This is a genomic window from Loktanella agnita (assembly GCF_046640325.1).
Classification (GTDB): domain Bacteria; phylum Pseudomonadota; class Alphaproteobacteria; order Rhodobacterales; family Rhodobacteraceae; genus Yoonia; species Yoonia agnita.
Genome location: NZ_JBJMBF010000001.1, coordinates 349203 through 361596, shown reverse-complemented (window position 1 = coordinate 361596; position 12394 = coordinate 349203). Strand labels below are relative to the sequence as shown.

At 57.2% G+C, this 12394-nt stretch carries 10 protein-coding genes and 1 other RNA gene; 7 read left to right on the top strand and 4 right to left on the bottom strand.

The annotated features are described in order from the left end of the window. Positions 1–48 precede the first annotated feature (48 nt). The 3 genes from rsgA to ACJ5NV_RS01920 all read right to left on the bottom strand — a co-directional run bounded on the left by rsgA (position 49) and on the right by ACJ5NV_RS01920 (position 3318). A complete protein-coding gene (rsgA, locus tag ACJ5NV_RS01930; protein WP_411641910.1) occupies positions 49–1080 on the bottom strand; it encodes a ribosome small subunit-dependent GTPase A in 1032 nt (343 codons plus the stop codon). 227 nt (positions 1081–1307) lie between these two features. After that, positions 1308–1405: signal recognition particle sRNA small type (gene ffs, locus ACJ5NV_RS01925), an RNA gene on the bottom strand. A gap of 38 nt (positions 1406–1443) precedes the next feature. Then, positions 1444–3318: a bifunctional 2',3'-cyclic-nucleotide 2'-phosphodiesterase/3'-nucleotidase gene (locus ACJ5NV_RS01920; protein WP_411641908.1), complete on the bottom strand. Its 1875-nt coding sequence runs from the start codon at positions 3316–3318 to the stop codon at positions 1444–1446. 89 nt (positions 3319–3407) lie between these two features. Between ACJ5NV_RS01920 and nudC the strand changes: the two genes are divergently transcribed. After that, positions 3408–4358 (top strand): NAD(+) diphosphatase, encoded by a 951-nt coding sequence (nudC, locus tag ACJ5NV_RS01915; protein ID WP_411641906.1) that lies wholly within the window; start codon positions 3408–3410, stop codon positions 4356–4358. A 39-nt stretch (positions 4359–4397) separates the two neighbouring features. Next, positions 4398–4868, top strand: a complete 471-nt coding sequence (locus ACJ5NV_RS01910) for an SRPBCC family protein (protein WP_411641904.1) — start codon at positions 4398–4400, stop codon at positions 4866–4868. An 89-nt stretch (positions 4869–4957) separates the two neighbouring features. On the opposite strand, the gene ACJ5NV_RS01905 is transcribed toward ACJ5NV_RS01910, so the two are convergent. After that, positions 4958–5797, bottom strand: a complete 840-nt coding sequence (locus ACJ5NV_RS01905) for a prephenate dehydratase (RefSeq protein WP_411641902.1) — start codon at positions 5795–5797, stop codon at positions 4958–4960. Between the two features lie 120 nt (positions 5798–5917). Here ACJ5NV_RS01905 and ACJ5NV_RS01900 point away from each other — a divergent pair, with 120 nt between their 5' ends. From ACJ5NV_RS01900 to ACJ5NV_RS01880, 5 genes are all read left to right on the top strand, one after another. Then, on the top strand, positions 5918–6436 hold the full coding sequence (locus ACJ5NV_RS01900; protein WP_411641900.1) for a c-type cytochrome: 519 nt from the start codon (positions 5918–5920) through the stop codon (positions 6434–6436). Positions 6437–6511: 75 nt separating this feature from the next. Further along, on the top strand, positions 6512–8521 hold the full coding sequence (locus tag ACJ5NV_RS01895; RefSeq protein ID WP_411641898.1) for an extracellular solute-binding protein: 2010 nt from the start codon (positions 6512–6514) through the stop codon (positions 8519–8521). 9 nt (positions 8522–8530) lie between these two features. Continuing rightward, a complete protein-coding gene (locus tag ACJ5NV_RS01890; protein WP_411641896.1) occupies positions 8531–9610 on the top strand; it encodes a microcin C ABC transporter permease YejB in 1080 nt (359 codons plus the stop codon). Further along, complete coding sequence (locus ACJ5NV_RS01885; protein WP_411641895.1) at positions 9607–10791, top strand: ABC transporter permease; 1185 nt, start codon at positions 9607–9609, stop codon at positions 10789–10791. Before ACJ5NV_RS01890 ends, ACJ5NV_RS01885 begins: the two co-directional genes overlap by 4 nt. Next, on the top strand, positions 10791–12392 hold the full coding sequence (locus ACJ5NV_RS01880) for an ABC transporter ATP-binding protein (protein WP_411641893.1): 1602 nt from the start codon (positions 10791–10793) through the stop codon (positions 12390–12392). The genes ACJ5NV_RS01885 and ACJ5NV_RS01880 overlap by 1 nt, the downstream gene beginning before the upstream one ends. The last annotated feature ends 2 nt before the right edge of the window (positions 12393–12394 follow it).

Genomic DNA, 12394 nt, shown 5'->3' with positions numbered 1-12394 from the left:
GCGAACATATGTTTTGGATAGGGTGCGCGCAGGCGCGCACCCTTTGCGCTAGCGCTTTTTCTTGGCCTGCGCGTTTTTGTACATCTTACCGAGTTTCTTATAACGATCACGCGCCTGCGCGATTGTTTCGGTCGCGTGGATGTTTTCGCGTTTGAGCTTTTGAAAGCGTTTCAGCCGCTCTGGATCCACGTCACCTGCATCAATAGCTGAGCGCACGGCGCAGCCCGGTTCGCTTTCATGCTGGCAATCACGGAATTTGCACTGGGCCGCCAATTCAGAGATTTCGGGAAAGGTGGCGTCGATCCCATAGCTGACCTCGGCCACGCCAAGCCCGCGCATGCCGGGGGTGTCGATCAGCCAACCGCCCATTGCAATCCGGTGCAGCGAGCGGCCCGTGGTGGTGTGCCGCCCGCGCGCGTCATCTTCGCGGATATCTTGCGTGGCTGCTGCGCCGCCGGTCAGCGCATTGGCGATGGTTGTTTTGCCCACGCCTGACGTGCCCGCAAGGGCCACAGTTTGCCCTTTGCCGCACCAAGGCGCGATCATCGCCCCGATATCATCAGCTTTGGCGTTCAGCGTGTGCACCTCTAGATCGCGGCCCAGCTTGCGCGCCTGATCGCCATAATGGTCCGGATCGTCACATTGATCGGCTTTTGTCAGCAGGATCACGGGGGTGATCAGCGCGTCATGCGCCATGGCCAGATAGCGTTCCAGCCGGGCCGGGTTGAAATCTGCGTTACAGGAACTGGTGATAAAAAGCGTATCAAGATTGGCGGCGATCAGTTGCTTTTCGCCGGTGTGATATTCGGTGCCCCGGCTGAGTTCTGTTTTGCGATCAAGCACGCGGGTCAGCCGGTGTTGCGTGGGCGCGGCAAGCACCCAGTCGCCGACGGCAACAGCTGCGGTGGTGATGCCGGGATCAAGGGTCAGCTCAAGCGGGCCGATTTCGCTGAGCGCGTTCACCCGGTCGCGGTGGACCGCGTTGACACGGGCAGGGGTGAGGGTGTCCAGCTCTTCAATATCAAGCTGCGACATGTAAAAGGGCGACCAGCCAAGGGCGTCGCGGGTAAGGTCTGTCAATGAAGTGTCCTCGTCAAAGGAGAAGGAATAGCCGATGCGCGTGCATCAGCGAAGACCGGACAAGGATACGGAAATAGGCTCAGCGCACCCGGACCGGGAGGATGTTGGCGACAATCATGAATACCCTCCTTTTGCTGGGCTGTTGACCATAAATCAGAGGGACTCCGCCAAACGGCTTTGCCGTTTCGCTTTGTCCCGATCCGCAAAATCGCGCTGCGATTTCGCGGTGGTGAGAGGCTGACAACGACCCAAGCGGGGCTCGTTATGGCTGCTTCCTTCCGGACCTGACCAGGTTGGCGAGGCGCTCGCCCGCGCCAACCTCTCACCTCTTATATAAGGTGGGTCACGTCGCGGTGCAAGTCATCAGAAATGATAGCTGAAGCAATCAAAGCCGTCCGGCCCCGGCCCCATGTGGTCCATCCTGTCTGACATGTGGTGGCGTGCATTCGGCGCGGATAAGAGCTGCGCGCTGGTGTCGGGAATAGGGGTGAAATCCCAGTTCTTGGTGGGACTGCCGCTGATCTCTGCGCGGGATTGCAGATGACGGATCAAGATATCGCGTGTCATCTCGCGGGAGGTGAACAGCAGATCCCCCTGTCCGACCGATTGAAAACTGCCGCCGCCATTGACCCGGTAACTGTTGGTGGCGATGACGAAGATATCTTCATCCTGCACGGGCTGTCCCTGAAAGCGCAGGTTGCGCAAACGCTTATGTGTGGGGCAGCGCAGTGCCCCCCCGGCGTCGTACATGGCAGGCACTGTCAGGTCGAAATCGTAGCTGAGCCCATGCAGCGTATCGAGATTATAGGGCGCATGGTGCGGGTCAATCAGGGGCTGCTTGCTGAGCCCCGGCGTGATCTGCATGAAATGCGAGGCGGCCCGTTCCAGCCAGCGCCGGATCTGCGCCCCGGTGCGGCGCGCAGCGCAGAGCGTGTTGGGAAACGGGTAGATCGCGGCGGCGTCGCGCAGTGTCAGCAGCCCGGGGGCAATATTGATATATTGATCGGCCCCGGTCGGCCCGCCCGCCCGGAATGGGGCTGTTGCCGACAAGACCGGAAGGTCGCGCCATGCTGTGTCGCTCAGCGCGCTTGCGATGAAATTCTGTTGTGCCTCAGCCAGCATCTGCTGCGCCATGTCTGGCATGACGGCGGCAAAGTAGCTGTGGATGGGAACGGCGGTGCGGGCAATAGGTTGCCGGATGTGTCGCAGGGTGGCCTGATGTGCGCCCATGACCTGTTCGGTGAGTTGTTGGCGCAGCGCACTGGGGTTTTCGCCTGTGTCCGCTGCGGGTGTCAAATGGCAGGCGTGGTCAAGGATTGTCCAGTGATCCGTGTTCCACCCCAATTGCAGGTCAATCACGCCAAGATGCTTGCCGTAACACCCGGCCATGATGGCGGGCTTGCCATGTAATGTTCCTTTGGCCGGATCAATCGCAGCCGTGTGCTGCTGCGTTTCATCGGGAAATTTTTCGTGGGTGTGCCCGGTGAGGATGACGTCGATACCAGGCACGGCGGCAAGCGGCACGGCCGCATTTTCCATCCGGCTGTGATGCTCTGTCGGGCTGATCCCCGCATGACACAGCGCGACAATGATATCTGCCCCGGCGGCTTTGATACGGGGCACAACCTGCGTTGCGGCTGCGACGATGTCATCGGTTGCGATGTCGTCTTGTAAAAGCTGGTGATCCCAGTCGGTGATTTGCGGGGGAACAAACCCGCAGACGCCGACGCGGAGGTCGCGCGTCGTTCCGTCATCGCAGGCTATCGTGCGATAAAGGATAATAAAGGGTTCTGCCAGCGGCGGTTGCGATTTGTGCTGCAAATTGGAACAAATCACTGGGAACGCCGCACCTGCAAGCGTTGCGCGCAAGAAATCCAGCCCATAGTTGAATTCATGATTGCCCAGCGTGACAGCGTCGTAGTTGAGCGTGTTGAAGGCTGCGATCATGGGATGCGTATTTTCGCAAAACGCACCATTCGCGACGAAATCAGCCAGCGGGTTGCCTTGCAAAAAGTCGCCATTGTCGAACAACAGGGTTGTGACGCCAGCTTCATTCCGGCGCGCGTCGATTATGTCTGCGAGCTGGATCAGACCGCTGTGTCTGTCATGCTGATCGGTAAAATAATTGTAGTCCAGAAGCTGCATATGCAGATCGGTTGTCTCCAACACGCGGAGTCGCGCCGTGGGGAGATCCCGGCACGTGTTGATCGAGCGGGGATCAGGTCGTCTTATAGTCATGATTCAACTATAGGGCGCAACTTGCCTAACGCCACCTGTATCCTACAGAATGAATTGAACTCTTTCGGACGACGTGTATTTTCGCCACGATGAAGATTGCAGAGACGGTGACCTTTGGTGGTGTGGGGTTGGATCGTGCCGCTGAGTTGCGACGCGATATCGTGGCCGTGCAGGCGCAACCTGAGGCGCGTACCATATTCTTGTGGCGCGGCAAGGCGTTGGTGCAGGCGGACGCGCTGGTCCGGCTGCCGTTGGATCATCCGGCGATGGCTGATGTGGAAAACGGTCTTGTTTTTCTGGGCCGCGATCAGGGGAAGCCGGTTTTTGCGGCGGATATTTCGGGCTGGATGCCGCCCGATCTGGATACGGCCCATCTTGATACATTTCTGGACCCGTCAGAACAACAGCACCCGGCGATGCCCGAAGGCGCAGTATTTGCAGAGCTGCGCGCGATCATGACCCGGCTGACCCCGATGGATGCAGAACTGGCGGCCACGGCCAAAGCTGTGCTTGGGTGGCATGTGTCACACCGATTCTGTGCGCGTTGCGGTGCAGAAAGCGCGATGGCGATGGCGGGCTGGCAGAGGGATTGTGCGGCCTGCGGCGGGCATCATTTTCCACGGACAGATCCGGTTGTTATCATGCTAATCACCCATGGAAATTCTGTTTTACTGGGACGTTCACCGGGTTGGCCAGAGGGAATGTATTCCTTGCTGGCCGGCTTTGTGGAACCGGGTGAGACGCTAGAGGCCGCCGTGCGCCGCGAGGTGTTTGAAGAGGTTGGCGTGCGGGTCGGTCCGGTGGGTTATCTTGCAAGCCAGCCTTGGCCGTTTCCTGCATCACTTATGTTTGGCTGCGCCGGGCAAGCGCTGGATACGGAGCTGACGATTGATCCAGTAGAGATCGAAGAGGCGATGTGGGTCAGCCGTGAGGAGTTGGCGCAGGCGTTTGCCGGGCAACATCCGCGCATTCTTCCGGCCCGAAAAGGCGCGATTGCTCGGTTTTTGCTGGAAAACTGGCTGGCCGACAGGCTTGATTAACATGTGGTCGTTGATCATGCGGTATAGGAGACCGATCCAATGAAGTTCAGCACGCGCGAAGATATCGAAGCGCCTATTGCCTATGTCTTTGAGGCCGCTAGCGATATTGCGAATTTCGAGCGTCGTGCGTTACGTCACGGGGCCGATGTCAAACGGCAGGATGATGGTGCGCTTCAGGTTGGGTCGGCCTGGGACATTGCATTTCAGTTCCGTGGTCGCGACCGGCGGATGGTGGCGACTGTGACTGATTTTGATCCGCCCAATAGCTATCGTGTGGAAACAGTTTCAGACGGGATGATTGTGACGGCACAGGTCGAATTGGTCGCGTTGGCGCCCGGCCGCACAAGGCTTTCGGTGGCGTTTGATCTGCGCGCAAAGTCGCTGGCGGCCCGTCTTTTGTTGCAGTCGATGAAGCTGGTGAAAGGCAAACTGACCAAACGCTTTAAGGCACGGGTGTTGGAGTTTGCTGAAGATATCGAAGACGGTTACCGTAAATCCTCTGGCGCTTAGTCAACGATCATCGGCCTTGGATGCGGGGCGCACAGGGCGCTGCCGCAGGGCGAGAATCATCACGTTTCAGCGTCGTCTGTCCTGTTGGGCTATTCTTCGTGCCGCCGCCGCGCCGCCGGGTAGACCCCCATGACGTGCAGGTGATCGGTGAAATAGGAAAGTTCTTCCATCGCACGCTGCACGTTGTGATCGTCGGGGTGTCCTTCGATTTCGGCGTAGAACTGCGTGGCGGTAAAATGGCCGTCCACCATGTAGCTTTCCAGCTTGGTCATATTGATCCCGTTGGTCGCAAAGCCGCCCATAGCCTTGTAAAGCGCCGCAGGAATGTTGCGCACCCGAAAGACGAAGCTGGTCATCATGCCTACATCGCCGCGCCGACTGTAATCAGGCTCGCGCGCCATAATCAGAAAACGTGTCGTGTTCCGGGCGTGGTCTTCGATGTGTTTCGCTACGATATCAAGTCCGTAGATGTCTGCTGCCAATTCCGAGGCGAGCGCGGCAACGGTCGGATCGCCGCTGCTGGCGACCTCGCGCGCGGCGCGGGCGTTGTCGGAACTGGTGTGCCCCTTGATTCCATGTTCGCGCAGGAAACCGGCGCATTGCGGCAGAATCACCGGATGCCCGAAGGCCTGGGTGATCTGATCCAGCTGCGCCCCGCGTGGTGCCAGAAGATTGATATGCACACGGACGAAGGTTTCATCGACGATATGCAACTTGCTGCTCGGCAAGAGAGAATGCACATCGGCGACCCTGCCGTAGGTGGAGTTTTCCACAGCGATCATGCCGAGTTCCGCTGCGCCGTCACGCACGGCGACGATGGCATCGTCGAAGGTCGCGCAGGGCAGGGGCGTGTGATCGGGGCGGGCGGTGGCGCAAGCCTCGTGCCCATAGGCCCCAAGTTCCCCCTGAAAGGCGATTTTTTGTGACATGGACGTCCCTTCCCCCCGCGAACCGATAAAATTGGGCGTTTCGTCGCGCCAGTATACCTTGCAACAGGGGAGTGGAAGCGGGTAGATACCCGCAAAACTGTGAACGGAATGGAACGCGACATGTTCGACACAATGACGATGACCAAGACTGTTGGTGCTCTTTGCGGGACACTTCTGGTGTATTTGCTGGGGGGATGGGTGGCTGAAACCATCTATCACTCTGGCGGTGGCCATGGTGATGACCATGCGATGGCCTACGTCATTGAGGCCGAGGAAGAAACCGGCAGCGATGAAGCTGTTGAGGAAGTCGACTTTGCTGTGGTGCTGGCCTCTGCCAGCGCAGCGGATGGTGAGGGGCTGTGGCGCAGCTGCCGGTCCTGCCACGCGCTTGAGCCGGGCGTAAATGGCACTGGCCCGACGCTTTATGGTGTGGTGGGGCGCGATGTCGCCGCTGTTGACGGGTTTGGCTATTCCGGTGCGCTGGTCGCGGTCGCCGATGTTTGGACGCCCGACAACCTGAACCATTTTCTGGAAAACCCCAAAGGTTACGCACCGGGCACCGCGATGGGATACAACGGGATGCGCAAGATCGAAGATCGCGCGAACTTGATCGCCTATCTTGATAGCCTTGACGATTGATCTTTGACTTCATGTGAATATTGAGGGCCGTCCGTTTTCGGGCGGCTTTTTTTTTATGCTTCGCTGCGTCATCACTTGCTGATCACGCATTCTCGCCTTGAATCTTTGCCAGACTGTCCCGTAGCCTTGCCCGTAAGTAATATTGTGACGCCCCAACCGGAGAGTATGATGCGCCATCATCCCCAAGCCCGTGCTATTGCCAAGGCAGCAGACCGACGACAGCATGTGTTGAAGCATTGGTTGCTGGGGGCGGTGATTGGCGTGGGGGCCGTGATTGCGGCAGGTCAGTTACAGGCGGAAAGCCATGGGACGATTATTCAGAGTCACGGGTTCAATGAATATGGTGAGCTGAAATATCCAAGCGACTTTCAACATCTGGATTATATCAATCCCGATGCCCCGGTAGGGGGCGAAATTTCGATTTCCACCACCGGTACGTTCGATAGCATGAATCCCTATGCGACGCTGTCCGGTACGCCAGGTGCGCTGTCCAGTTCTATCTGGGAGACGATTCTGACAGCGACATCCGATGAGGTCGGTTCATCTTATTGTTTGCTGTGCACCTCGCTGGAATATCCTGAGGACAAATCTTGGGTTATTTTCCACATGCGCGACGATGTCGTTTTTTCGGACGGTACACCAATGACTGCCGAGGATGTGATTTATACGATCGAGCTATTCGTCGAACAGGGCACACCGTCATTGGCCGCGAGTCTGAAAGTCTTGATCGAAGATATGGAGATTGTTGGCGACAATGCGGTGAAGGTAACATTCTCGGATGATTACCCTCTGCGTGGGCGTATCGGCCAAATTGGGGGCTTCCCAGTCTTGTCCAAAGCATGGTTCGAAAGAACCGGCGCGAGACTGGATGAGTCCAGCCTCGAGGTTTCACCGGGTACGGCTGAATACGTGACAAGTGACGTCGATGTTGGTCGTTCGATTATCTACGAGCGCAACCCTGATTACTGGGGCCGCGATCTGCCGATCAACGTGGGGCGTGGCAACTTTGACCGGATACGCATCGAGTATTTTGCGGATACGTCCGCAGCCTTCGAAGCCTTCAAAGCGGGTGAATTCACATTTCGCCGCGAAACCAGCTCGATCAACTGGGCGACATCTTACGACTTTCCGGCACTGGATAAAGATTGGGTGGTCAAGGAAGAGCTGGACGATGGTACGTTACCGTTCGCGACGGGATTTGCGTTTAACATGAATCGTGAAAAGTTTGCGGACCGTCGCGTGCGACTGGCGATTGGCCTGATGTATAATTTTACGTGGACGAACGAAAACTTGCAATTCGGCTTGTTTCAGCAGCGCGAGAGCTTTTGGGAAAATGAACGCTTGAAAGCGGTCGGCCTGCCTGAAGGGGCCGAGTTGGAGGTGCTGGAATCGCTGCGCGGCACAATTTCAGACGAAATCTTCACTGAAGAGGCGTTGTTGCCGCATAGCTCCGGGGAGCGCCCGCTTGATCGTGGTAATTTGCGCCGTGCGCTGGGCTTGATGGCAGAGGCGGGGTGGCTCCCCGATGATGATGGTATCTTGCGTAATGACGCTGGGGAGAGTTTCGATCTTGAGTTTTTGGAAACCCGACAATCCTTTGACCGGGTCATAACCCCTTATATCGAAAACCTGCGCCGGTTAGGGGTGAATGTTACCTATAATCGCGTAGATCCTTCGCAGTATCAGGCGCGGCGGCAGGCCAAAAATTATGACATGATTGTTGGCGCGTATGGCAGCGGGTTACAGGAAGGCACCGGATTCTCGCAGCGTTTTGGCTGTGAAGACAAGGACGATGTGTTCAATCCGGCGGCCTATTGTTCAGAAGCGATTGATACACTGGGTGAGTTGATCCCAAAGGCGGAAACATATGACGAAATGGCAACGCTGGTGAGAGCTGCTGACCGTATTATGCGCCACGAGTATTTTATCGTTCCGATTTGGTATCTTGGCAAGAACTGGCTGGCCTATTACGATATGTATGAGTATCCAGAAAACCTTCCGGAGTTTGGCTTGGGGCATCTGGATTACTGGTGGTTTAATCAGGAAAAGGCGGATGTGCTGCGTGCTGCTGGCGCATTCAATTAAGTCGCGATAATGGGCGCATATATCCTCAGACGTTTGTTGCTTGTGATCCCTACCTTGCTGGGGATCATGATCTTGAACTTTGCTTTGATCCAATTTGTGCCCGGCGGGCCGATTGAACAGATACTGGCCCAGCTTGAAGGTGGCGGTGATGTGTTCGAAAGCATTTCCGGCGGTGGCGGTGATGCGTCTATCGGATCAGACAGCGACAGTGACTACATCGGTGGGCGCGGTTTGCCACCTGCATTTATTGAAGAACTTGAGCGCGAGTTTGGGTTCGACAAGCCCCCGCTTGAGCGGTTCCTGAATATGATGTGGAACTATATGCGCTTTGATTTCGGAGAGAGCTATTTCCGGTCGATCAGCGTGTTTGATCTGGTCATGGAAAAGATGCCGGTCTCGATCACGCTGGGCCTGTGGTCCACTTTGATCGCCTATCTGGTCTCGATCCCGCTAGGCATCAAAAAGGCTATCAGGGATGGATCGCCCTTTGACACATGGACATCCGGCGCGATTATTGTGGGCTATGCGATCCCCGGGTTTTTGTTCGCGATTTTGTTGATCGTGCTGTTCGCGGGCGGCTCTTACTGGCGTATCTTCCCGCTGCGCGGGCTGACATCGGGCAATTTCGAGGATCTGTCGCTGATCGGCAAGGTGCTGGATTATTTCTGGCATATTACTTTGCCGGTGCTGGCCTCGACCATATCGGCCTTTGCGACCCTGACCTTGCTGACCAAGAATAGCTTTCTCGACGAGATCAAAAAGCAATATGTCATCACCGCCAAGGCCAAGGGCCTGTCTGAACGCAAGGTGCTTTATGGTCATGTCTTTCGTAACGCGATGCTGATTGTGATTTCGGGTTTTCCGGCGCTGTTCATTGGTGTGTTCTTTGGCGGCTCGCTGATCATTGAAACGCTGTTTTCGCTGGATGGTTTGGGCCGTTTGGGGTTCGAAGCGGCTGTGGCGCGCGACTATCCGGTGGTCTTTGGCACGCTCTTTGCGTTCTCTCTCATTGGGTTGGTGGTCGGTATTTTGACGGATTTGACCTATGTGCTGATTGACCCGCGGATTGATTTCGAGGCCCGCGGATGAAGCTGCTGTCCCCCCTGAACCAGCGCCGCTGGCGCAATTTCAAACGCAACCGCCGCGCGGTGTGGTCGCTGATCATCTTTGGTGTGCTGTTTGGGCTGTCATTGATGGCGGAGTTCATTGCCAACGATAAACCGATCCTTGTCAGCTATCGCGATGAGCTGCGGATGCCGGTGTTCAGCTTCTATTCCGAACAGGATTTCGGCGGGGATTTCCCGACAGAGGCGGGGTATAAGGATGTTGAGGTCGAATGCCTGATCGTCACCGGCGGGCTGATCGAATGTTTCGATGAGCCGGACGCGTTGATCGCTGCTGTTGACGCAGGAGAGACGCTGGATATTGAAGGCTTTGAGCCTGGCTGGGTGATCTGGCCGGTAATCCCATATTCCTATAATACAATCGTCGACGTGCGTGGTGTGGCCCCATCGCCGCCGAGCGCGGATAATTGGTTGGGCACCGATGACACGAAACGCGATGTGGTCGCGCGGGTGATTTATGGCTTCCGCCTGTCCGTCATGTTCGCGCTGATCGTGACAGTCGCGTCCTCGCTTATCGGCATTGTCGCAGGCGCAGTGCAGGGGTATTTCGGCGGTTGGACCGATCTGATCTTTCAACGCTTCATCGAGATTTGGACGGGGATTCCATCGCTCTATGTGATCATCATCGTCTTTGCCATATTGGGGCGCAGTTTCTGGCTGCTTGTGTTCCTGACGGTGTTGTTTGGCTGGCCTGCGCTTGTGGGTGTGGTCCGGGCCGAGTTCCTGCGCGCGCGCAACCTTGAATATGTCCGTGCGGCAAAGGCGCTGGGTGTGCGCGACCGCACCATCATGTTCCGTCATATGTTGCCAAACGCGATGGTGGCCACGGTCACGATGCTTCCGTTTCTGGTGACAGGGGCGATTGCAACGCTGGCGTCGCTCGACTTTTTGGGCTTTGGTCTGCCATCATCGGCCCCGTCGCTGGGCGAGCTGACATTGCAAGCGAAGCAGAACTTGCAGGCGCCGTGGCTTGGTTTCACGGCGTTCTTTACTTTTGCCATTATGTTATCTCTGCTGGTCTTTATCTTTGAGGGCGTCCGCGACGCGTTCGATCCACGCAAGACCTTCGTGGCGGATGGCAAGGTTCAGGCCGACGACACAGTATTCGCAGCCGATGTGACGCTGGAAAAGACGGGGACAAAGTAATGGTAAGTGGCCCGGTTTTGGATGTGCGCGACCTGCGGGTTGCCTTTCGGCAGGATGGCTCGACCACCCATGCGGTGCGTGGCGTGTCATTTCAGGTGCATAAGGGGGAGACTGTTGCGCTGGTCGGCGAAAGCGGGTCGGGTAAGTCTGTGACGGCCCTGTCCACCGTGCAGCTGTTAGGTGACAGCGCCGTTATGGCCGGGTCCATCACCTATAACGGTGAAGAGATGGTCGGTGCAGATGAACCGGCGTTGCGCCGGGTGCGCGGCAATGACATCAGCTTTATCTTTCAAGAACCTATGACCTCGCTCAACCCGCTGCACACGCTCGAAAAGCAATTGGCCGAAAGTATCGAACTACATCAGGGACTGCGTGGACCCGCAGTGCGCGACCGGATCATTGAACTGATGAACCGTGTGGGCATTCGCGATGCGGAAACCCGTCTGACGTCGTACCCGCATCAACTGTCTGGTGGTCAACGGCAGCGGGTGATGATCGCCATGGCGCTGGCGAATGGGCCTGATCTATTGATCGCGGATGAGCCGACGACCGCGCTGGATGTCACGATTCAGGCGCAGATCCTGGATTTGCTGGCCGATCTGAAACGCGATGAAGGCATGTCGATGCTGTTCATCACCCATGATCTGACCATCGTGCGCAAGATCGCGGATCGTGTCTGCGTGATGAAGGACGGCGAAATCGTGGAGGAAGGTCTGACTGCAGACCTTTTTGCCAATCCTCAACATCCATATACGCAGATGCTGCTGGCTGCGGAGTCCACGGGTCTGCCTGCGCCGGTGCCGGCGGGGGCGCCTGTTGTACTAGAGACGGATCACGCGAAAATCTGGTTTCCGATCCATCGCGGGCTGCTGAAGCGGACTGTTGGTCATGTGAAAGCGGTGAATGATGCGACCCTGACCGTCCGCGCGGGCGAGACGCTTGGTGTGGTCGGCGAAAGCGGATCAGGGAAAACGACGCTTGCATTGGCAGTGATGCGCCTCATCGGATCGAAAGGGCGGATTGCGTTTCAGGGTACCGATATTCAGTATCTGAACCCGCGTCAGATGCGCCCGCTGCGCAGCGATATGCAGATCGTCTTTCAGGACCCTTATGGCAGTCTGAGCCCGCGTATGACCGTGGCCGAGATCATCGCAGAGGGGCTGGGCGTGCATGGGGTGGAGCCGGGCCGTAACCGGCGCGAGATGGTGGCTGAGATCATGCATGAGGTGGGTCTGGAACCTGCCATGATGGACCGCTATCCGCATGAATTTTCCGGGGGGCAGCGCCAGCGGATCGCGATTGCACGGGCGATGATCCTGCGCCCCAAGCTAGTGATATTGGACGAGCCGACATCGGCGCTTGATATGACAGTGCAGGTGCAGATCGTTCAGCTGTTGCGCGATTTGCAGCAGCGCTATGGGTTGGCCTATCTGTTCATCAGCCATGACCTGAAGGTCGTGCGCGCCTTGTCACACAAAGTCATGGTGATGAAGCAGGGCGACGTGGTGGAGGCGGGTGATGCGGCTGCGATCTTTGACGCGCCTCAGACGGAATATACGCGCGCCCTGATGGCTGCCGCATTCGAGGGCAAGGCGGCTTAGCG

Bases quoted from the DNA above. Each gene is read 5' to 3' on its own strand.
- ACJ5NV_RS01920 (WP_411641908.1), bottom strand. From the start codon at position 3,318: ATGACTATAAGACGACCTGATCCCCGCTCGATCAACACGTGCCGGGAT.
- nudC (WP_411641906.1), top strand. From the start codon at position 3,408: ATGAAGATTGCAGAGACGGTGACCTTTGGTGGTGTGGGGTTGGATCGT.
- ACJ5NV_RS01910 (WP_411641904.1), top strand. From the start codon at position 4,398: ATGAAGTTCAGCACGCGCGAAGATATCGAAGCGCCTATTGCCTATGTC.
- ACJ5NV_RS01905 (WP_411641902.1), bottom strand. From the start codon at position 5,797: ATGTCACAAAAAATCGCCTTTCAGGGGGAACTTGGGGCCTATGGGCAC.
- ACJ5NV_RS01900 (WP_411641900.1), top strand. From the start codon at position 5,918: ATGTTCGACACAATGACGATGACCAAGACTGTTGGTGCTCTTTGCGGG.
- ACJ5NV_RS01890 (WP_411641896.1), top strand. From the start codon at position 8,531: ATGGGCGCATATATCCTCAGACGTTTGTTGCTTGTGATCCCTACCTTG.
- ACJ5NV_RS01885 (WP_411641895.1), top strand. From the start codon at position 9,607: ATGAAGCTGCTGTCCCCCCTGAACCAGCGCCGCTGGCGCAATTTCAAA.
- ACJ5NV_RS01880 (WP_411641893.1), top strand. From the start codon at position 10,791: ATGGTAAGTGGCCCGGTTTTGGATGTGCGCGACCTGCGGGTTGCCTTT.